This window comes from Rubrivivax albus (assembly GCF_004016515.1).
Classification (GTDB): Bacteria; Pseudomonadota; Gammaproteobacteria; order Burkholderiales; family Burkholderiaceae_C; genus Rubrivivax; species Rubrivivax albus.
Window position 1 is genome coordinate 965119 of record NZ_SACT01000001.1, and the last position, 20903, is coordinate 986021.

General features: G+C 69.2%; 16 protein-coding genes and 1 tRNA gene. 13 read left to right on the forward strand and 4 right to left on the reverse strand.

Annotated features, from left to right (window positions below; all coding sequences use genetic code 11):
• The first annotated feature begins 42 nt into the window (after nucleotides 1-42).
• The 7 genes from ENE75_RS04535 (at nucleotide 43) to pbpG (ending at nucleotide 9036) form a co-directional block, all read left to right on the forward strand.
• Nucleotides 43-1821, forward strand: coding sequence for an acetolactate synthase 3 catalytic subunit (locus tag ENE75_RS04535; protein ID WP_128196018.1), 1779 nt, complete (start codon nucleotides 43-45; stop codon nucleotides 1819-1821).
• A gap of 168 nt (nucleotides 1822-1989) precedes the next feature.
• Nucleotides 1990-2481: an acetolactate synthase small subunit gene (gene ilvN / locus ENE75_RS04540; protein WP_128196020.1), complete on the forward strand. Its 492-nt coding sequence runs from the start codon at nucleotides 1990-1992 to the stop codon at nucleotides 2479-2481.
• Between the two features lie 44 nt (nucleotides 2482-2525).
• Nucleotides 2526-3542: a ketol-acid reductoisomerase gene (gene ilvC / locus ENE75_RS04545; protein WP_128196022.1), complete on the forward strand. Its 1017-nt coding sequence runs from the start codon at nucleotides 2526-2528 to the stop codon at nucleotides 3540-3542.
• Between the two features lie 35 nt (nucleotides 3543-3577).
• The gene (gene pssA, locus ENE75_RS04550) at nucleotides 3578-4405 is read left to right on the forward strand and encodes a CDP-diacylglycerol--serine O-phosphatidyltransferase (RefSeq protein ID WP_128196024.1); all 828 of its coding nucleotides are present in this window, start codon (nucleotides 3578-3580) and stop codon (nucleotides 4403-4405) included.
• Nucleotides 4406-4597: 192 nt separating this feature from the next.
• A complete protein-coding gene (gene leuA / locus ENE75_RS04555) occupies nucleotides 4598-6286 on the forward strand; it encodes a 2-isopropylmalate synthase (protein ID WP_128196837.1) in 1689 nt (562 codons plus the stop codon).
• A 20-nt stretch (nucleotides 6287-6306) separates the two neighbouring features.
• On the forward strand, nucleotides 6307-7860 hold the full coding sequence (locus tag ENE75_RS04560) for a 2-isopropylmalate synthase (RefSeq protein ID WP_128196026.1): 1554 nt from the start codon (nucleotides 6307-6309) through the stop codon (nucleotides 7858-7860).
• 153 nt (nucleotides 7861-8013) lie between these two features.
• Nucleotides 8014-9036 carry a D-alanyl-D-alanine endopeptidase gene (gene pbpG / locus ENE75_RS04565; protein WP_128196028.1) on the forward strand — a complete coding sequence of 341 codons (1023 nt, stop codon included), beginning with the start codon at nucleotides 8014-8016 and terminating at the stop codon, nucleotides 9034-9036.
• Nucleotides 9037-9153: 117 nt separating this feature from the next.
• On the opposite strand, the gene ENE75_RS04570 is transcribed toward pbpG, so the two are convergent.
• From ENE75_RS04570 to hpnC, 4 genes are all read right to left on the reverse strand, one after another.
• Nucleotides 9154-9921 carry an IclR family transcriptional regulator gene (locus ENE75_RS04570; RefSeq protein WP_233258916.1) on the reverse strand — a complete coding sequence of 256 codons (768 nt, stop codon included), beginning with the start codon at nucleotides 9919-9921 and terminating at the stop codon, nucleotides 9154-9156.
• Between the two features lie 64 nt (nucleotides 9922-9985).
• Nucleotides 9986-11281 (reverse strand): hydroxysqualene dehydroxylase HpnE, encoded by a 1296-nt coding sequence (hpnE, locus tag ENE75_RS04575; protein WP_128196032.1) that lies wholly within the window; start codon nucleotides 11279-11281, stop codon nucleotides 9986-9988.
• A complete protein-coding gene (gene hpnD / locus ENE75_RS04580) occupies nucleotides 11278-12138 on the reverse strand; it encodes a presqualene diphosphate synthase HpnD (protein ID WP_128196034.1) in 861 nt (286 codons plus the stop codon). Before hpnD ends, hpnE begins: the two co-directional genes overlap by 4 nt.
• Nucleotides 12135-12974 (reverse strand): squalene synthase HpnC, encoded by an 840-nt coding sequence (gene hpnC, locus ENE75_RS04585; protein ID WP_128196036.1) that lies wholly within the window; start codon nucleotides 12972-12974, stop codon nucleotides 12135-12137. The genes hpnD and hpnC overlap by 4 nt, the downstream gene beginning before the upstream one ends.
• A gap of 131 nt (nucleotides 12975-13105) precedes the next feature.
• Here hpnC and ENE75_RS04590 point away from each other — a divergent pair, with 131 nt between their 5' ends.
• The 6 genes from ENE75_RS04590 (at nucleotide 13106) to clpX (ending at nucleotide 20895) form a co-directional block, all read left to right on the forward strand.
• Entirely contained in the window at nucleotides 13106-14218 is a 1113-nt protein-coding gene (locus tag ENE75_RS04590) for an efflux RND transporter periplasmic adaptor subunit (RefSeq protein WP_128196038.1), read from the forward strand.
• On the forward strand, nucleotides 14215-17373 hold the full coding sequence (locus tag ENE75_RS04595) for an efflux RND transporter permease subunit (protein WP_128196040.1): 3159 nt from the start codon (nucleotides 14215-14217) through the stop codon (nucleotides 17371-17373). The genes ENE75_RS04590 and ENE75_RS04595 overlap by 4 nt, the downstream gene beginning before the upstream one ends.
• A 26-nt stretch (nucleotides 17374-17399) precedes the next feature.
• Nucleotides 17400-17486 (forward strand) — tRNA-Leu (locus ENE75_RS04600).
• 50 nt (nucleotides 17487-17536) lie between these two features.
• Complete coding sequence (gene tig / locus ENE75_RS04605) at nucleotides 17537-18847, forward strand: trigger factor (RefSeq protein ID WP_128196043.1); 1311 nt, start codon at nucleotides 17537-17539, stop codon at nucleotides 18845-18847.
• A 14-nt stretch (nucleotides 18848-18861) separates the two neighbouring features.
• Complete coding sequence (clpP, locus tag ENE75_RS04610; protein ID WP_128196045.1) at nucleotides 18862-19470, forward strand: ATP-dependent Clp endopeptidase proteolytic subunit ClpP; 609 nt, start codon at nucleotides 18862-18864, stop codon at nucleotides 19468-19470.
• Between the two features lie 159 nt (nucleotides 19471-19629).
• Nucleotides 19630-20895 carry an ATP-dependent Clp protease ATP-binding subunit ClpX gene (gene clpX / locus ENE75_RS04615; RefSeq protein WP_128196047.1) on the forward strand — a complete coding sequence of 422 codons (1266 nt, stop codon included), beginning with the start codon at nucleotides 19630-19632 and terminating at the stop codon, nucleotides 20893-20895.
• Nucleotides 20896-20903: the final 8 nt, after the last annotated feature.

Genomic DNA, 20903 nt, shown 5'->3' on the forward strand with positions numbered 1-20903 from the left:
GCACCGATGGTTTTTCGTCAGAGAAATTCACAGAGGTTCGAAATGGACATGTCTGCCGCGGAAGTCAAGCGTGCCGCATCGGCACAACCTTCCCCCTCCTCCCCCGCCACCGATCCCAACGGGTCGGACATCCTCGTCAAGTGCCTGCAGGCCGAAGGGGTCCAGTACCTCTGGGGCTACCCGGGCGGCGCCGTCCTGTACATCTACGACGCGCTGTACAAGCAGGACACCATCCAGCACGTGCTCGTGCGCCACGAGCAGGCCGCCGTGCACGCGGCCGACGGCTATGCCCGCGCGACGGGTGAAGTCGGCGTGGCCCTGGTCACTTCCGGCCCGGGCGTGACCAATGCCATCACCGGCATCGCCACGGCCTACATGGATTCCATCCCGATGGTGATCATCACCGGGCAGGTGCCGACGCCGGCCATCGGCCTGGACGCCTTCCAGGAATGCGACACCGTGGGCATCACGCGGCCCATCGTCAAGCACAATTTCCTGGTCAAGGACGTGCGCGACCTGGCGCTGACGATCAAGAAGGCCTTCCATATCGCCCGCACCGGCCGCCCCGGCCCGGTGGTCGTGGACATCCCGAAGGACGTGTCGCTGAAGACGGCGCCCTTCCACTACCCCGAGCGCGTGGAAATGCGCTCGTACAACCCGGTGCGCAAGGGCCACGGCGGCCAGATCCGCAAGGCCGTGCAGCTGTTGATGCACGCGCAGCGCCCGTACATCTACACCGGCGGCGGCGTCATCCTGGGCGAGGCCACGGCCGAACTGCGTGAGCTGGCCGATCTGCTGGGCTTCCCGTGCACCAACACGCTGATGGGCCTGGGCGCGATCCCCAGCAGCGACCCGAAGTTCCTGGGCATGCTGGGCATGCACGGCACCTACGAGGCCAACATGACCATGCAGCACTGCGACGTGCTGCTGGCCGTGGGCGCGCGCTTCGACGACCGCGTGATCGGCAACCCGAAGCACTTCGCGTCGGTGGAGCGCAAGATCATCCACGTCGACATCGATCCGTCGAGCATCTCCAAGCGCGTGAAGGTGGACGTGCCCATCGTCGGCGACGTCAAGGACGTGCTGCAGGAGCTGATCGCACAGATCCGGGAAGCCCAGAGCAAGCCGGACGCGGCGCATCTGTCGGCCTGGTGGCGTCAGATCAACGACTGGCGCAAGCGCGACTGCCTGGCCTTCAAGGACAGCAGCGAGGTCATCAAGCCGCAGCGTGTGGTGCGCCTGCTGCACGAGCTCACGCGCGGCACCGACGCCTACATCACGTCGGACGTCGGCCAACACCAGATGTGGGCTGCCCAGTTCTACGGCTTCGAGGAGCCGCGGCGCTGGATCAACTCCGGCGGCCTGGGCACCATGGGCGTGGGCCTGCCGTATGCCATGGGCATCAAGCTGGCCAAGCCCGACAGCGACGTCTTCTGCATCACCGGCGAAGGCAGCATCCAGATGTGCATCCAGGAGCTGTCCACCTGCGCGCAGTACAAGACGCCGGTGAAGATCATCAGCCTCAACAACCGCTACCTGGGCATGGTGCGCCAGTGGCAGGAACTGGACTACCAGGGCCGCTATTCGCACAGCTACATGGATGCGCTGCCCGACTTCGTCAAGCTCGCCGAGGCCTATGGCCACGTGGGCCTGCTGGTCGAGAAGCCGTCGGACGTCGAGCCGGCGCTGAAGGAGGCCATCCGCCTGAAGGACCGCACCGTCTTCCTGGACGTGCGCACCGACCCCACCGAGAACGTCTGGCCCATGGTCCAGGCGGGCAAGGGCATCACGGAGATGCTGCTCGGCGCCGAGGACCTGTGATCGCCTGAACCCGTGCTGGGGCGAGCCGGTTACCGCCGGCCCGTGCGCAGCGCAGGGGAGGGCAGGATCAACCCCGGACCACCATCTCGCTTTCCACCCTGAAGGACGTGGCCAAGGGCCGCCGGTCACCGCCGGCGTCCTGAAGAGCGCGCTCCACGAGGAGTTTCCATGAAGCACATCATCGCCGTGTTGATCGAAAACGAGGCCGGCGCCCTGTCGCGTGTCGTCGCGCTGTTCTCGGCCCGCGGCTACAACATCGAGAGCCTCACCGTGGCGCCGACGGAAGACCCGTCGCTGTCGCGCATGACCATCGTCACCACCGGTTCGGACGAGGTGATCGAGCAGATCACCAAGCACCTGAACCGGCTGATCGAGGTGGTCAAGGTCGTCGACCTGACCGAAGGCCACTTCACCGAGCGCGAGCTGATGCTCATCAAGCTGCGCGCCGTGGGCAAGGAGCGCGACGAGATGAAGCGCATGGCCGACATCTTCCGCGGCCGCATCATCGACGTCACGGAGAAGAGCTACACGATCGAGCTGACCGGCGACGCCGCCAAGCTCGACGCGTTCATCGGCGCGGTGGACCGCGCCGCGATCCTGGAGACGGTGCGCACCGGCACCAGCGGCATCGGCCGCGGCGAGCGCATCCTGCGCGTCTGAACCCCATTCCTGTACACGACAACCGCATTCACACGGAGAGCACCATGAAGGTCTACTACGACAAGGACGCCGACCTGTCCCTCATCAAGGGCAAGAACGTCACCATCATCGGCTACGGCTCGCAGGGCCACGCCCACGCGCAGAACCTCAACGATAGCGGCTGCAAGGTCACCGTCGGCCTGCGCCGCGGCGGCGCGTCATGGGCCAAGGTCGAGAAGGCCGGCCTGAAGGTGGCCGAGGTCGCCGAAGCGGTGAAGACCGCCGACGTGGTGATGATCCTGCTGCCCGACGAACAGATCGCGCAGGTCTACGCCCACGACGTCGAGCCGAACATCCGCGAAGGTGCCTCGCTGGCCTTCGCGCACGGCTTCAACGTGCACTACGGCCAGGTCATCCCGCGCGCCGACCTGGACGTCTGGATGGTGGCGCCGAAGGCCCCGGGCCACACCGTGCGCGACACCTACGCCCGCGGCGGCGGCGTGCCGCACCTGATCGCCGTGCACGCCGACAAGAGCGGCAAGGCGCGCGACCTGGCGCTGAGCTACGCGGCGGCCAACGGCGGCGGCAAGGCCGGCATCATCGAGACCAACTTCCGCGAGGAGACCGAGACCGACCTGTTCGGCGAGCAGGCCGTGCTGTGCGGCGGCACCGTCGAGCTCATCAAGGCCGGCTACGAGACCCTGGTGGAAGCCGGTTACGCGCCGGAGATGGCCTACTTCGAGTGCCTGCACGAGCTCAAGCTGATCGTGGATCTGATCTACGAAGGCGGCATCGCCAACATGAACTACTCGATCAGCAACAACGCGGAGTACGGCGAGTACGTCACCGGCCCGCGCATCGTCACCGAGCAGACCAAGGCCGAGATGAAGCGCGTGCTGACCGACATCCAGACCGGTGAATACGCCAAGAGCTTCATCCTCGAGAACCGCGCCGGCGCGCCGACGCTGATCAGCCGCCGCCGCATCACCTCGGAGCACAGCATCGAGGTCGTGGGCGAGAAGCTGCGCGCGATGATGCCGTGGATCAAGGCCAACAAGCTGGTCGACAAGAGCCGCAACTGAGCGGCGGCGCCTGGAGGCGCTATCCTCGCGCCCCTATGACGACGGAGTTCGAAGACTCGGGCAGCGCGGCGGAGACCCCGCCGCGCCCGCGCCGCAAGGGCATCTACTTCCTGCCCAATGCGGTGACGCTGGCGGCGCTGTTCTCCGGCTTCTACGGCGTGGTGATGGCGATGAACGGCCGCTTCGAGGCGGCCTGCATCGCCATCTTCGTCGCCGCGGTGCTGGACAGCCTGGACGGCCGCATCGCGCGCATGACGAACTCGCAGAGCGCGTTCGGCGAGCAGATGGACAGCCTGTCGGACATGGTCAGCTTCGGCGCCGCGCCGGCGCTGATCATGTACCAGTGGGCGCTGAAGGACCTCGGCCGCCTGGGCTGGATCCCGGCCTTCGTCTACATCGCGGGCGCTGCGCTGCGGCTGGCACGCTTCAACACCAACATCGGCGTCGTCGACCGACGCTTCTTCCAGGGGCTGCCCAGCCCGGCGGCCGCCGCGATGGTGGTGGGCTTCATCTGGGTCATGGACGACGCGGGCTTCCGCAACCTGGCCGGCGAACGCTGGCTGGTGTGGACGGCGTTCGCGGTGACGCTCTACGCCGGCATCACGATGGTGACCAACGCGCCGTTCTACAGCTTCAAGGACCTGAGCGCGATGAAGCGCAGTGTGCCTTTCGTGGTGATGGTGGCCATCGCCATCGCGATCGTCATCGTCAGCCAGGACCCACCGAAGGCGCTGTTCACGCTGTTCTGCATCTATGGCCTGTCCGGCTACGGCGTCTACGCATGGCGCAAGTCCAAGGGCCTGCCCACCAGCGTGATCGCCACGTCCACCGACGAGCCGGACGAGGCCGGCTTGCACCGCTGAGGCGGCGTGCTGCTATGATCCGATTCATGTCGATCCAGCAGACCCTGCTACTAGGCGTGCCCAAGGCGCGCTGATCGACTTCGTCTTCCTTTCCGAAACGAACGGCCCGCCAGCACGACGCAGCGGGCCTTTTGTTTTGCCGGAAGCCACTCCGGGCTGCGTCGGGAACCCCCGAGGAACCACGCCATGCCCATGCTCCCGAACCCTGCCTCCAAGTACCGCGCCTTCGCGCCGGTGGGCCTGCGCGACCGCCGCTGGCCCGACGCGGTGCTGACCGCCGCGCCGCTGTGGTGCAGTGTCGACCTGCGCGACGGCAACCAGGCGCTGATCGAGCCGATGGACCCGGCACGCAAGCGGCGGATGTTCGAGATGCTGGTGAAGATCGGCTTCAAGGAGATCGAGGTCGGCTTCCCGTCGGCGTCGCAGGCCGACTTCGAATTCGTGCGCCAGCTGATCGAGGAGCGGCTGATCCCCGACGACGTGACGATCCAGGTGCTCACGCAGGCGCGCGACCACCTGATCGCGCGCACCTTCGAGGCGCTGCAGGGCGTGCCGCGGGCCATCGTGCACCTCTACAACGCCACCGCGCCGGTGATGCGCCGCGTGGTGCTGGGGCTGGACGAGGACGGCATCGTGGACCTGGCCTCGCGGCAGGCGCAGCTGGTGGCCGAGCACGCGGCGCGCCAGCCCGGGACCGACTGGACCTTCCAGTACTCGCCGGAGATGTTCTCCGGCACCGAACTCGCGTTCAGCAAGCGCGTGGTGGATGCCGTCACCGCCGTGTGGGCGCCGACGCCGGCGCGCAAGTGCATCGTCAACCTGCCGTCCACGGTGGAGCACAGCACGCCCAACGTCTTCGCCGACATGGTGGAGTGGATGCACCGCCACCTCGAGCGACGTGACAGCATCGTGCTGTCCGTCCACCCGCACAACGACCGTGGTACCGGCACCGCCGCCGGCGAGTTCGCGCTGATGGCTGGTGCCGACCGCATCGAGGGTTGCCTGTTCGGCAACGGCGAGCGCACCGGCAACGTCGACCTCGTCAACATCGCGCTGAACCTGTACACGCAGGGCGTGCACCCGGGGCTGGACTTCTCCGACATCGACGACGTACGCCGCTGCGTGGAGCACTGCAACCAGCTTCCGGTGCATCCGCGCCATCCGTATGTGGGCGACCTCGTCTACACCTCGTTCTCCGGCTCGCACCAGGACGCGATCAAGAAGGCCTTCGCCGCGCGCCGCGAGGGCGAGTTCTGGGACATGCCCTACCTGCCCATCGACCCGCAGGATCTGGGTCGCAGCTACGACGCGGTGATCCGCGTCAACAGCCAGTCCGGCAAGGGCGGCATCAGCTACCTGCTGGAGGTCGAGTACGGGCTGGAACTGCCGCGCCGGCTGCAGATCGAGTTCAGCCAGGTGGTGCAGGCGGTGATGGACACCGAGGGCCGCGAGATGACGGCGCCCGACCTGTGGCGCATCTTCGCCGGCCACTACCGGCTCGACGAGGCACAGGCGCCGCGCATCCGCCACCAGCAGATGCAGGAAGCCGACGACGGCACGATGCAGGTGCAGGCCGAGGTCGAGATCGACGGCCGGCGGCTGACCATCGAGGGCCGCGGCAACGGTCCGGTCGATGCCTTCGTCGCCGGCGTGGCGTCCGCCACCGGCGTGGCGATCCGCGTGCTGGACTACCACGAGCACGCCATCGGCGAAGGCGCTGCGGCGCGCGCCGTGGCCTACCTGGAGTTGCGCGTCGGCGACAGCCGGACCCTGTTCGGCGTGGGTCTGGCCGACGGCATCGTCGCCGCGTCGATGAAGGCGGTATGGTCCGGCCTTCGCATCGCCGGCGTGGCCCTGCCGCAGGCCGCCGCGATGGCATGAACATCCCAGAGGAGCACACGATGACCGACAAGCTGATCATCTTCGACACCACGCTGCGCGACGGCGAACAGAGCCCCGGCGCGTCGATGACCAAGGACGAGAAGCTGCGCATCGCGCGCCAGCTCGAGCGCCTGCGCGTGGACGTCATCGAGGCCGGCTTCGCCGCGTCGAGCAACGGCGATTTCGATGCCGTGAAGGCGATCGCCGACCACATCCGGGAGTCCACCGTCTGCTCGCTGGCGCGCGCCAACGACCGCGACATCAGCCGCGCGGCCGAGGCGCTGAAGGGCGCGCTGTCCGGGTCGGGTGGCGCGCGCATCCACACCTTCATCGCCACCAGCGAACTGCACATGGCCAAGAAGCTGCGGATGACGCGCGACCAGGTCTTCGAGCAGGCGAAGCTGGCGGTGCGCTTCGCGCGCAACCTGTGCGACGACGTGGAGTTCTCGCCCGAGGATGGCTACCGCAGCGACCCTGCGTTCCTGGCCCGCGTGCTGGAGGCCGTGATCGCCGAGGGCGCGCGCACCATCAACATCCCCGACACCGTGGGCTACGCGGTGCCGGAGCTCTTCGGCGCCTTCATCCGCGACCTGCGCCAGCGCGTGCCCAACAGCGACAAGGCGGTGTGGTCGGTGCACTGCCACAACGACCTGGGCATGGCGGTGGCCAACTCGCTGGCCGGCGTGACCATCGGTGGCGCGCGTCAGGTGGAGTGCACCATCAACGGCCTGGGCGAACGCGCCGGCAACTGCAGCCTGGAAGAGGTGGTGATGGCGGTGAAGACCCGCCGCGACTACTTCGGCCTGGACGTGGGGATCGACACCGCGCAGATCGTGCCCGCGAGCCGCATGGTCAGCCAGACCACCGGCTTCGTCGTGCAGCCCAACAAGGCCGTGGTGGGCGCGAATGCCTTCGCGCACGCCAGCGGCATCCACCAGGACGGCGTGCTCAAGGCGCGCGACACCTACGAGATCATGCGTGCCGAGGACGTGGGCTGGAGTGCCAACAAGATCGTGCTCGGCAAGCTCAGCGGCCGCAATGCCTTCAAGCAGCGCCTGCAGGAACTGGGCATCGAGATGGAGAGCGAGGGCGAGATCAACGCCGCCTTCGCGCGCTTCAAGGACCTGGCCGACCGCAAGGCCGAGATCTTCGACGAGGACATCATCGCGCTCGTCGGCGACGAGAGCGTCACCGCCGAGCAGGAGCACTACCGGCTGCTGGCGCTGTCGCAGCACTCCGAGACGGGCGAACGGCCGCATGCCCGCGTGGCCTTCGCGGCCGGCTCGCAGGAGCTGCGCGCCGAGAGCTATGGCAACGGACCTGTGGACGCCAGCCTGAAGGCCATCGAGTCCCAGGTGAAGTCTGGCGCCGAACTCATGCTCTATTCGGTCAATGCCATCACCAGCGGGTCCACAGAATCGCAGGGCGAGGTGACGGTGCGGCTGCAACTGGGCGGCCGGGTCGTCAACGGCGTGGGCGCGGACCCGGACATCGTGATCGCCTCGGCCAAGGCCTATCTGTCGGCGTTGAACAAGCTGCACAGCCAGACCGACCGCGTCGCGGCACAGGGGTGAGCCCGGACGAGAGACAGTCCCTGCGGACTGTCTCTCGCCTGCCGAACCGGCAGCATCGCGCAAGTCGTAGCCTCCACTTGAGAAACATCCCGCAAGTTCTTGATCTTGCAAATGTTTCTCCCGTACACTGTTTGCCAGGTGCTGGAGGGAACGATGCGGCGTTGGAATCTGTGGCTGGGGGTGTGGGCATGTGCCGTGGCGCTCGGGCTCGGGCAACCGCCGGCCGCCCAGGCCGCCAGCAGCAAGTCGTCGGCATCGGCACCGAAGTCCGCCAAGAAGTCCTCCAAGGCCAAGCCCGCACGGCAGGCCAAGAGCGGCAAGCGCAACACCTCGCGCAAGGTCGTGCGTCGGGCGCCACCGGCGCCTTCGGTGGGCCAGCTGGCCGGCCTGCGTGACACGGCCGACCCCCTGAACCTGCAGTCCAGCGTTGCCCTGGTCGTCGACCAGGACACCGACGAGGTTCTGTTCAGCAAGAACCCCGACGCCGTGCTGCCCATCGCGTCCATCACCAAGCTGATGACGGCCATGGTGGTGCTGCAGGGCGGGCAATCGCTGGACGAAGAGCTCGCGATCACCGGTGACGATGTCGACACCCTGAAGGGCAGCAGTTCGCGCCTGGCCGTGGGCACGCGGCTCAAGCGGGGTGAAATGCTTCACCTGGCGCTGATGTCGTCGGAGAACCGGGCCGCGCATGCCCTGGGGCGCCACTATCCCGGCGGCCTGGATGCCTTCGTCTCGGCCATGAACGCCAAGGCCAGCCTGCTGGGCATGCACGCCACGCACTACGTGGACCCGACGGGCCTGTCCAGCGGCAACCGTTCCAGCGCACAGGACCTGGCGATGCTGGTGCGCGCGGCCAGCGAGGTCCCGCTGATCAGCGAACTGTCCACCACGCGGGAGGCGGCGGTGGACGTCGGCCGGCGGCAACTGCAGTACCGCAATTCCAACGCCCTGGTGCGCGACCCCGAGTGGTCCATCGCGCTGCAGAAGACCGGGTACATCCGCGAGGCCGGGCGGTGCGTGGTGATGCAGGCCGAGATGGCCGGGCGCAAGCTGATCATGGTGCTGCTCGACGCCGCCGGCAGCTACACGCGTACCGCCGATGCCGAGCGCCTGCGCAGCTGGCTCGCCAGTGGTCCACTGGCCGGCAGCGGGCCGCACGCCACGGCGCGCTGACTCGGCGCCTCGCTGACGAGCTCCGGCGAGGCCCCGGCCCCTCCCACGGCCCGGCAATCATGCCAGGCTGCTTCGGCAGGCGAGCAACCGCCCGCTAGGACGGCTGCGCGTCCGGCCTCAGCCGCGGTAGCCCAACGCGGCCGAGATCGTGGCCGCTGTGGTCTTGACACGCTCGAGCCAGGCTTCCTCCAGCCGGTCGGCCGGCGCCGAGATCGACAGGCCCGCCACCAGCTTGCCCTGGTCGTCGTAGATGCCGGCGGCCATGCAGCGCACGCCGGGTTCGAGTTCCTCGTCGTCGCGCGCGCTGCCGCGGGCACGCACCTGCGCCAGCTCGCGCTCGAGTCGCGACAGGTCGGTGATGCTGGTGCGCGTGTGCCCGGCCAGACCGGTGCGCGTGGCGTAGGCACGCACGCGCTGCGGGTCGTCATGGGCCAGGAACAGCTTGCCCACGGAGGTGAGGTGCAGCGGCGCGCGGCCACCGATGGCGCGCACCACCTGCATGCCGGAGCGTTCGCTGTAGGCGCGCTCCACGTAGACGATCTCGTCGCCCTGGCGCATCGACAGGTTCACCGGCTGGTGGGTGAGCTTGTGCAGGTCGCGCATCGGGCCGATGGCCGCCTCGCGCACGTCCAACCGCGCCTTGACCAGGTTGCCCAGTTCCAGCAGGCGCATGCCCAGGCGGTAGGTGCCTGCCTGCGGGCGGTCGACGTAGCGGCCGATGGTCAGGTCGTTGAGGATGCGGTGCGCGGTGGACGGGTGCAGGCCTGTCTGCTCGCTGATCTGCTTCAGCGACATGGGCTCGGCCTGGGCCGACAGGGTGTCCAGCAGCGCGAAGGCGCGCTCCAGCACCTGGATCGTGGGCGTGTGGTCGGCGGTATCGGGCATGGTGATCGGCGCTCCACGGCTATTTTGCATCGCGAAAGCACGATCAGCATAGCGGCATTGCCGTTCAGGCGTCGGCGATGACGCCGTCGGCAGCCTGCAGGCCGCTGCGCACGGCCCCTTCCAGCGTGGCAGGGTAGGGCCCCTCGATGAAGTCGCCGGCCGCCCACAGGCCGGTCGCGAGCCTGGCCGCGGGCCGTGCCAGGCCCGGCGTGCAGCGGAAGGTGGCGCGCTTCTCGATCAACACCTGGCGTGCCGTCAGGCTGTCGGCCCAGGCCTGGCCCGGCCAGGCGCTGCGGGCCTGGGCCTGCGTGGCCGCGGCGATGGCGTCCCGGCCAGCCGCCACCCAGTTCGCCGCACCGCTGATCACGAAGGCCAGCCGGCCCGATGGCCCGCCCAGGGCGCTGAGGTCGAACACGAACTGTGCCGGGTGCCGGGTGTCGTCGGCCGGCAGCGCCAGCATCGGGGCGTCCAGCCGCGCGCCGGGGGCGTCGGCGTAGACGGTGACGATGGGTTCGTAGGCGAATGCGCTCGCCAGGGCGGCCCAGTCCGGCGCGAGATCCGCCACGAGGCGGGCAGACTCCGGCGCCGAGGCGGCCAGGACCACGGCATCGGCGGGTTCGCCGTCGATCGTCCAGCCTGCGCCTCGGCGCGCCACGGTTGTGACCCGGTGGGTGAACTGCAGCACCGCAGCGTGCGCCTGCAGCCAGGTGACCGCCGGACGCGGCAGCAGCTGATCCAGCGGAACACGCGGCAGCAGCAGGTCGGCCGCGCCTGGCCCGCTGAACAGCGCGTCGCGCAGCACCCGCAGCAGCACCTGGGCGCTGGCGTCCTCGGCCGGCGTGTTCAGTGCCGCCACGCACAGGGGCTCGATCAGGTCGGCGCGCAGGCGTGGCGGCAGGCCGGCACACAGCTGGGACACCGTGGTCGTCGGCGGACACCGAAAGCGTCGCAGCGCCCAGGCCGATGCCGCGCGAAGCAGCGCCAGTCGTTCGCCCCAGGTCCAGTCGCGGCAGGCCAGCACGCCTCGCACGAAGGCCGGCACGGCGGGCCCGTCCGGCAACTGCAGGCCGTGTCGACCGGGCTGGCGCAAGGTCAGCGGCAGGCGCCGCAGCACCTGAGAAGGGTCAGCGCCGACGGTCTTCATCAGCGCCAGCGTCTCGGTGTAGGCGCCGATCAGGATGTGTTGGCCGTTGTCGAGCACGTCGTCGCCGCGTGCCAGGCTGCGCGCCCGGCCGCCAGGCTGGGGCGCCATTTCCAGCACCGTCACGCGGTGACCGCGCTGCACCAGCCGCACCGCCGCGGCCAACCCAGCCCAGCCGGCGCCGACGACGATGACGTGGCGCGCGGCGGCCGTGTTCACCGCCCGCGCCAGTGCGTGCGCGTGGCGATCCACAGCTTGCGCAGCGGCGTCAGCGAGGTGCGCTGGTGCAGCACCTGGAAGCCCTGTCCCTCGATCTCGCGCAGCAGCGTGCGGTAGATGTTGGCCATCATCAGCCCCGGCTTCTGCGCGCGGCGGTCGGCCTCGGGCAGCAGGGCCAGGGCCTCGTCGTAGAGGCGGTGCGCGCGCTCGGCCTGGAAGCGCATCAGCGCGGTGAAGCGCTCGCTGTAGCCCCAGGGCGCCTGGCGCGCGAGGATCTCCTGCGCCTTGACGTCGAAGCGCTGCAGTTCGTCCACCGGCAGGTAGATGCGGCCGCGGCGGGCGTCGTCGCCGACGTCGCGGATGATGTTGGTCAGCTGCATCGCCAGGCCCAGGCGGTGCGCGTACTGCACCGTCTGCACCTGTGTGCGGCCGAAGATGCCGGCGGCGACCTCGCCGACCACGCCGGCCACCAGGTGGCAGTAGTGCTGCAGGCCGGCGAAGTCGAGGAAGCGGTTCTGCTGCAGGTCGATCTCGCAGCCGTCGATCACCGCCTGCAGGTGGTCGGCGCGGATGTCGTGCGCTGGCGCCAGTGGCATCAGCGCCTGCATCACCGGGTGCGTGGGCCGGCCCTGGAAGGCGCTGGTCACCTCGCCGCGCCACCACTGCAGCTTGTGCATCGCCACGCCGGGGTCGCGCATCTCGTCGACCACGTCGTCCACCTCGCGGCAGAAGGCGTAGAAGGCGGTGATCGCCGCCCGGCGCGGCGGTGGCAGGAAGCGGAAGGCGTAGTAGAACGACGAGCCGCTGGCCGCGGCCTTGTCCTGCACGTACTGCTGCGGCGAGAGCACGGCCGTCATGCGCGCATCCACAGCGCGCGCCACAGCAGGCGGGGCACGTCGCGCTTGCCCAGCGCAGGGCGGCGGCTCAGCGTGGCATGGTCCATGGCCGCGATTGTCTCCAGAATCCGCAGGCCGCCCTGCACCACGAGGCGCAGTTCCCAGCCGGCGCGGCCGGGCAGGCGGTGCACCAGCGGGGCGCCCTCGCGCATCAGGCCCTCGGCCCAGCTGCACAGGTCGCGCACCAGGGCCCGGGTCTGCGCCGTGTCGCGGCCGGGTTCGAGCCGCGCGATGCCGTGCGCCACGCGGTCGCTTTCGGGCACGTAGCAGCGCCCGCGCGGCAGGTCCACGCTCAGGTCCTGCCAGAAGTTGATGAGCTGCAGCGCGCTGCAGATCGCGTCCGACTGGCGCAGGGCGGCGGTCTCCTGCACGCCGTAGAGGTGCAGCAGCAGGCGGCCCACCGGGTTGGCGGAGCGGCGGCAGTAGTCCAGCAGCGCGTCGCGGTCCGGGTAGGGTGGGTTGCGCACGTCCTGCGCAAAGGCGTCCAGCAGGTCGGCCAGCAGGGCCTGCGGCAGCGCGTGGCGATGCACGGCGTGGCGCAGCGGCCCGAACACGTCGGGCCAGCGGGCGCTGACGGCGTCGTCGTCATACAGCCGTTGCAGTGCGCTGCGGTAATCCGAAAGGGCCAAGAGTCGGTCGTCGGCCGCTGCATCGCCCTCGTCGGCAATGTCGTCGGCCGTGCGGGCGAAGTGGTAGATCGCCACGATCGGGGGCCGCAGCGCCGGCGGGCACAGCACCGACGCCACCGGGAAGTTCTCGTAATGCTCGACACCGTTCACGGGGTCGGCATTGTCCATGCACCGATGTCCATCGGCGATCAGCGGGCGCAGGTCTTGCTGGCGCCGCGGGACGGCCGCCCGGGCGTTTGACAGCCTTGCGCTCGATCAATATATTACTGACCAGTCAGTCATTAACGGTGGCGTCCGGCATGTTTGTCTTTCGCAGTCCCTCTTCGCCGAAGGCCGCCGCCTTCGCCACCCTGGTGCTCTCGTCGGTGCTGCTGGCGGCCTGTTCGCGCCCCGAACCGGCGCCAGACCCGGTGCGTGCCGTGCGCACGATGGTCGTGCAGGCCGACACCGTGGGCGGCGAACGGGACTTTGCGGCCGAGGTGCGCGCACGCACCGAGTCGCGCCTGGCGTTCCAGGTGCCTGGGCGCCTGGTGCGGCGCATGGTCGATGTGGGCCAGACCGTGAAGGCCGGCCAGCCGCTGGCCCAGATCGACCCCCAGGACCTGCGCCTGGCCCAGTCCGCCGCCCAGGCGGCGGTGGCGGCGGCCGAGGTCAACGCCACCCAGGCGGCGGCCGACCTGCGGCGCTTCCGCGACCTGCAGGCCCAGGGCTTCATCAGCGCCGCCGAGCTGCAGCGCCGCGAGACCACGGCCCAGGCCGCCGAGGCGCAACTGGCCCAGGCGCGTGCCCAGGCCGCGGTGCAGGGCAACCAGGCCGGCTACGGCACGCTGCTGGCGCCGGCGGCCGGCGTGGTCACGGCCACCGACGCCGAACCCGGCACCGTGCTGGCCGCGGGTCAGGGCGTGCTGCGCCTGGCCCACGCCGGGCCGCGTGATGCGGTGTTCTCGGTGCCGGAGGACGAGGTCGACGGCGTGCGCCGCCTGCAGGGCCGCACCGGCGCGCTGCGCGTGCGCGGCTGGGGGCGTGACACCGACTGGCCCGCCACGGTGCGCGAAGTGGCCGCCGCAGCCGACCCGGCGACGCGCACCTTCCTCGTCAAGGCCGACCTCGGCGCCGCGCCGGCCGACCTGGGCCAGACGGCCACCGTGGCCCTGCCGCTACCGCCGCGCGACGGCCTGATCCGCCTGCCGCTGAGCGCGGTGCGCGAACTGGGGGGCCGCACCGTCGTCTGGCAGCTCGACCCGCAGGCGATGACGGTGGCCGCGCGCGAGATCCAGGTGGCCGGTGCCGACGGCAACCTGGCGCTTGTGGGCGGCGGCCTGGCACCGGGCGCGGAGGTCGTGACCGCCGGCGTGCACGTGCTCACGGACGGCCAGAAAGTCACGCGCTTCGTGCAGGCGGCGGCGAAATGACCGCGCCTGGCCGCTTCGGCTTCAACGTCTCGCGCTGGGCCATCGCCCACCCGGCGCTCACGCGCTACCTGCTGATCGTGCTGATGGTGCTGGGCGCCACGGCCTACTTCCAGCTGGGGCAGGACGAAGACCCGCCCTTCACCTTCCGCATCATGGTGGTGCAGGCCTTCTGGCCAGGCGCCAGCCCGCAGCAGATGGCCGAGCAGGTGACCGACCGCATCGAGAAGACGCTGCAGGAGGTGCCGTATGCCGACGTCATCCGCAGCTACACCAAGAGCGGCGAGTCGCTGACCTTGTTGCAGCTCGACGACGCGTCGCCGCCGGCCCAGGTGCCGCAGATCTGGTACCAGGTGCGCAAGCGCATCGGCGACATGCGCAACACGCTGCCGCAGGGCGTGATCGGCCCGGTGTTCAACGACGACTTCGGCGACGTCTACGGCTCGATCTTCGCCCTCTCGGCCGACGGCTTCACACCCGAGGAACTGCGCGAGTTCTCCGACGAGGTGCGCCACCGGCTGCTGCAGGTGCCCGACGTGGCCAAGGTGGTGGCCTTCGGCGTGCAGCCGGAGAAGGTCTTCGTCGAGGTGTCGCAGAAGCGCCTGGCGCAGCTGGGGCTGGACTTCAACCAGGTGCTGGCGCAGATCGGCGCGCAGAACGCGGTGGAAGGCGCCGGCACCCTGAATGCCGGGCTGGAGAACTTCCAGATCCGCGTCGGTGGCCGCTTCGATTCGGTGGACGAACTGCGCCGGATGCCGATCCGCGCCGTGAACCCGGCCACCGGGCAGGCCAGCACGCTGCGGCTGGGCGACCTGGCCGACATCACGCGCGGCTACAGCGACCCGCCGGCGGTGATGGTGCGCCACCAGGGCAAGGACGTGATCGCGCTGGGCGTCTCGATGCGCGCTGGCGGCGACATCATCGCGCTCGGCCAGGCGCTGGATCAGGCGGCCGAGGCCATCCGTGCGGACCTGCCGGCGGGCATCACGCTCGAGCGCGTGCAGGACCAGCCCAAGGCCGTGTCGCGCTCGGTGGGCGAGTTCGTCAAGGTGCTGATCGAGGCCATCGTCATCGTGCTGGCGGTCAGCTTCGTGAGCCTGGGCCTGCACCAGCGGCCGCTGCGGCTGGACCCGTGGCCCGGTCTGGTGGTGGCCATCTCCATACCGCTGGTGCTGGCCATCACCTTCGTCACGATGTACTACTGGGGCGTCGGACTGCACAAGATCTCGCTGGGCAGCCTGATCGTGGCCTTGGGTCTGCTGGTGGACGACGCCATCATCGTGGTCGAGATGATGGTGCGCAAGCTGGAGGAGGGCCACGACCGGCTCACCGCCGCCACCGCCGCCTTCGACCTCACCGCGATGCCAATGCTGACCGGCACGCTGATCACGGCCGCGGGCTTCCTGCCCATCGGGCTGGCCAACTCGTCGGTGGGCGAGTACACGTTCGCGATCTTTGCTGTCACGGCGGCTGCGCTGGTGATCTCCTGGGTGGTGTCGGTCTACTTCGTGCCCTACCTGGGCTACCGGCTGCTGCGCACCAAGCCGAAGATCGAGGGCGAGGCCCACGAACTCTTCGACACCCCGTTCTACAGCCGCTTCCGGCGCACCGTGAACTGGTGCGTGCAGCACCGCTGGATCACCATCGGCCTGACGGTACTGACCTTCGCCGCCGGCATTGCCGGCATGGGCAAGGTGCAGCAGCAGTTCTTCCCCGATTCCAGCCGGCCGGAGATCCTGGTCGACCTGTGGCTGCCCGAAGGCTCCACCGTGCAGCAGACGGCCGAGGTGGCGCGCCGCTTCGAGGCGCGGCTGATGGCCGAGCCGGGCATGCAGTCCGTGACGGCCTGGATCGGCGGCGGCGTGCCGCGCTTCTACCTGCCGCTGGACAACATCTTCCCGCAGAGCAACGTCAGCCAGTTCATCCTGCTGCCGGCCACGCTGGCCGAGCGCGAGGCGCTGCGCAAACGCCTGCCGACGCTGCTGGCGCAGGAGTTCCCGGAGGTGCGTGCCCGCGTCAAGCTGCTGCCCAACGGGCCACCGGTGGCCTACCCGGTGCAGTTCCGCGTCACCGGGCCGGACGTGGCCACGGTGCGCGCCTGGGCCGACGAAGCCAAGGCCCTGTTGCGCGCGCACCCCGACATGCGCGGCGTCAACGACAACTGGAACGAGTCGGTCAAGGTGCTGCGCCTGGAGGTGGACCAGGACAAGGCGCGTGCGCTGGGCGTCACCAGCCAGGGGCTGGCCCAGGCGTCGCGCACCATCCTGTCGGGCACCACCATCGGTCAGTACCGCGAGGGCGACAAGCTGGTGGACATCGTGCTGCGCCAGCCGCTGGAAGAGCGCGACTCGCTGCACGCGCTGGAGCAGGGCTACCTGCCCACGGCCAGCGGCCGTGCCGTGCCGATGACCCAGGTGGCCAAGGTGAGCTTCGGCTGGGAGCCCGGCGTGCTGTGGCGCGAAGGGCGGCGCTTCGCCGTCACCGTGCAGGGCGATGTGGTCGAGGGCGTGCAGGGCCCGACCGTGAGCACGGCGCTGCTGCCAGCCATGAAGGCGCTGGAGGAACGCATGCCGCCGGGCTACGCCATCGAGCTGGCGGGCGCTGCGGCGGAGAGCAGCAAGGGCCAGGGCAGCATCGCCGCCGGGGTGCCGCTGATGCTGTTCATCATCTTCACGCTGCTGATGCTGCAGCTGCAGAGCTTCAGCCGGGCGATGCTGGTGTTCCTGACCGGGCCGCTGGGCATTGCCGGCGTAGCGGCGGCGCTGCTGGCGCTGAACCGGCCGTTCGGCTTCGTCGCGCTGCTGGGCGTGATCGCGCTGTCCGGCATGATCATGCGCAACTCGGTGATCCTGATCGACCAGATCGAGCAGGACCGGGAGCGCGGCGTGCCCACCTGGGACGCCATCGTCGAGGCGGCGGTGCGGCGCTTCCGCCCCATCGTGCTGACGGCGGCGGCGGCGGTGCTGGCGATGATCCCGCTGAGCCGCAGCGTGTTCTGGGGGCCGATGGCGGTGGCCATCATGGGCGGGCTGATCGTGGCCACGGCGCTGACGCTGCTGGCGCTGCCGGCCATGTACGCGGCCTGGTTCCGGGTTCGGCGGGACGGCGGCGGACCTGGGGATGACGGGGGTGGCCGGGGGGTGCCGGCGGCAGGCTAAAATCGGCGGTTTGCCCGATTCCACCCGCGCGGGTGGCGAAATTGGTAGACGCACCAGGTTTAGGTCCTGACGCCTTCACGGGCGTGCCGGTTCGAGTCCGGCCCCGCGCACCAGAGTCCCGCACCCCGAACCCACAGCCGCAACCCTGTCGAGAGAACCCCTCATGGCCGTCACCGTCGAAACCCTCGAAAAACTGGAACGTCGCATCACGCTCACGCTCGCGGCCAACGACATCAACGGCGAGGTCGAATCGCGCCTGAAGAAGCTGGCGCGCACCGTCAAGGCCGACGGCTTCCGCCCCGGCAAGGTGCCGATGTCGGTGGTGGCCCAGCGCTACGGCTATTCCGTGCAGTACGAGGTGGTCAACGACAAGGTCGGCCGCGCCTTCGCCGACGCCGCCCGCGAGGCCGACCTGCGCGTAGCCGGTGCGCCGCGCATCGCGCAGAAGGACGAGGCGCCCGAGGGCCAGCTGGCCTTCGACGCCACCTTCGAGGTCTACCCGGAGGTCAAGATCGGCGACCTGACGGCCGTCGAGGTCGAGCGCGTCAGCACCGAGGTGACCGAGGAGGCCATCGACCGCACAGTGGAGATCCTGCGCAAGCAGCGCCGCACCTTCGCCCAGCGTCCGGCGGCCGAAGGCGCGCAGGAGACCGACCGCGTCACCATCGACTTCGAAGGCAAGATCGACGGCGAGCCCTTCGCCGGCGGCAAGGCCGAGGGCTTCCAGTTCATCATCGGCGAAGGCCAGATGCTCGAGCAGTTCGACCAGGGCGTGCGCGGCATGCAGGTCGGCCAGAGCAAGACCTTCCCGCTGAAGTTTCCCGACGACTACCAGGGCCAGGACGTGGCCGGCAAGGAGGCCGACTTCCTGGTGACGATGAAAAAGGTCGAGGCGCAGCACCTGCCCACGGTGGACGCCGACTTCGCCAAGTCGCTGGGCATCGCCGAAGGCACGGTGGAGGCCCTGCGCGCCGACGTGAAGAAGAACCTGGCGCGCGAGGTCAAGTTCCGCGTCGCGGCCCGCAACAAGGCCGCGGTGATGGAGGCCCTGTCCGGCGCTGCCGAGCTCGACCTGCCCAATGCCCTGGTCGCCGGCGAGATGGAGCGCCTGGTCGAGAACGCCCGCGCCGACCTGAAGCAGCGCGGCGTGAAGGATGCCGAGAAGGCGCCGATCCCTGAGGAGATCTTCAAGCCCCAGGCCGAGCGCCGCGTGCGCCTGGGCCTGGTCGTGGCCGAGCTGGTGCGCGCCAACAACCTGCAGGCCAAGCCGGAGCAGCTGCAGGCGCACATCGAGGAGATGAGCCAGAGCTACGAGAAGCCGGCCGAGGTGATGCGCTGGTACCTGGGCGATCGCCAGCGCATGGCCGAGGTCGAGGCCGTCGTGATCGAGAACAACGTGGCAGAGTTCGTCCTCGGGCGGGCGTTGGTGACCGACAAGGTGCTACCGTTCGACGAACTGATGGGTTCGAACTGAGAAGGTGTGAACGTATGAGCGCGCTGGAAACCACCGCACTGGGCATGGTGCCCATCGTCATCGAGCAGTCGGGGCGCGGCGAGCGCGCCTACGACATCTACAGCCGGCTGCTGCGCGAGCGCATCGTGTTCATGGTCGGCCCGGTGAACGACCAGAGCGCCAACCTCGTCTGCGCGCAGATGCTCTTCCTGGAGAGCGAGAACCCGGACAAGGACATCTTCCTGTACATCAACAGCCCCGGCGGCAGCGTCAGCGCCGGGCTGGCGATCTACGACACGATGAACTGGATCAAGCCCGATGTCTCCACGCTGTGCATGGGCATGGCCGCCAGCATGGGCAGCTTCCTGCTGATGGCCGGCGCCAAGGGCAAGCGCATCGCGTTGCCCAACAGCAAGATCATGATCCACCAGCCCTCCGGCGGCGCCCAGGGCCAGGCCACGGACATCGAGATCCACGCGCGCGAGATCCTGAAGACGCGCGAGCAGCTCAACAAAATCTACGCCGAGCGCACCGGCCAGCCGATCGAGCGCATCGCCGCCGACATGGAGCGCGACCGTTACATGTCACCGGCCGAAGCGCTGGATTACGGTCTCGTGGACCAGGTGCTCGACAAGCGCGCCTGACCACGTGGCCGGCCGCTGCCGGCATCACCAGCGAAAGGGGCCGAATCGGCCCCTTTTCCATGGCCAATCCCGCCCGGAACGCGACGGCGCGATGGTCTATGATGCAAGCAGATCACCCAGGCCCGGCCACGGGCCCCCAAAAGGCGGACACGCACATCCATGGCAGACAAGAAGGGCGCGACAGGCGAGAAGGTGCTGTACTGCTCCTTCTGCGGCAAGAGCCAGCACGAGGTGAAGAAGCTCATCGCCGGCCCGTCCGTGTTCATCTGCGACGAGTGCATCGAGCTGTGCAACGACATCATCCGTGACGAGGTGCCGGCCGAGAGCGCCGCGCCCAAGTCACCGAAGTCCGACCTGCCGGTGCCCAGCGAGATCAAGGGCAGCCTCGACCAGTACGTGATCGGCCAGGACGCGGCCAAGCGCACGCTGGCGGTGGCCGTCTACAACCACTACAAGCGGCTCAAGCACCAGGCGGGCAAGGACGAGGTGGAGCTCACCAAGAGCAACATCCTGCTCATCGGCCCCACGGGCAGCGGCAAGACGCTGCTGGCGCAGACGCTGGCGCGCCTGCTGAACGTGCCCTTCGTGATCGCCGACGCCACCACGCTGACCGAAGCCGGCTACGTGGGCGAGGACGTCGAGAACATCATCCAGAAGCTGCTGCAGAACTGCAACTACGACGTCGAGCGCGCGCAGCGCGGCATCGTCTACATCGACGAGATCGACAAGATCAGCCGCAAGGCCGACAACCCCAGCATCACCCGCGACGTGTCGGGCGAGGGCGTGCAGCAGGCGCTGCTGAAGCTGGTGGAAGGCACGATGGCCAGCGTGCCGCCACAGGGCGGGCGCAAGCACCCGAACCAGGATTTCCTTCAGATCGACACGACGAACATCCTGTTCATCTGTGGCGGCGCGTTCGACGGCCTGGAGAAGGTGATCCAGAACCGCACGGAAAAGTCCGGCATCGGCTTCGGCGCCACGGTGCACAGCAAGACCGAGAAGCGGGTCTCCGAGCTCTTCCGCGATGTCGAGCCCGAAGACCTGATCAAGTTCGGCCTGATCCCCGAACTCGTCGGCCGCCTGCCGGTGGTCGCCACCCTCGGGGAACTGACCGAGGACGCGATGATCCAGATCCTCACCGAACCGAAGAACGCGCTGGTCAAGCAGTACCAGAAGCTCTTCGGCATGGACGGCGTGGAGCTCGAGATCCGGCCTTCGGCGCTGTCGGCCATCGCCCGCAAGGCGCTGGCGCGCAAGACCGGTGCCCGCGGCCTGCGCTCCATCATGGAGCACGCCCTGATCGACACCATGTTCGACCTGCCGGCGCTGGACGGCGTGGCCAAGGTGGTGATCGACGAACACATCATCGAAGACGGCGCCAAGCCGCTGCTCGTCTACCGGGAACAGGCCAAGGCCAGCGCCTGAGCGCCCTG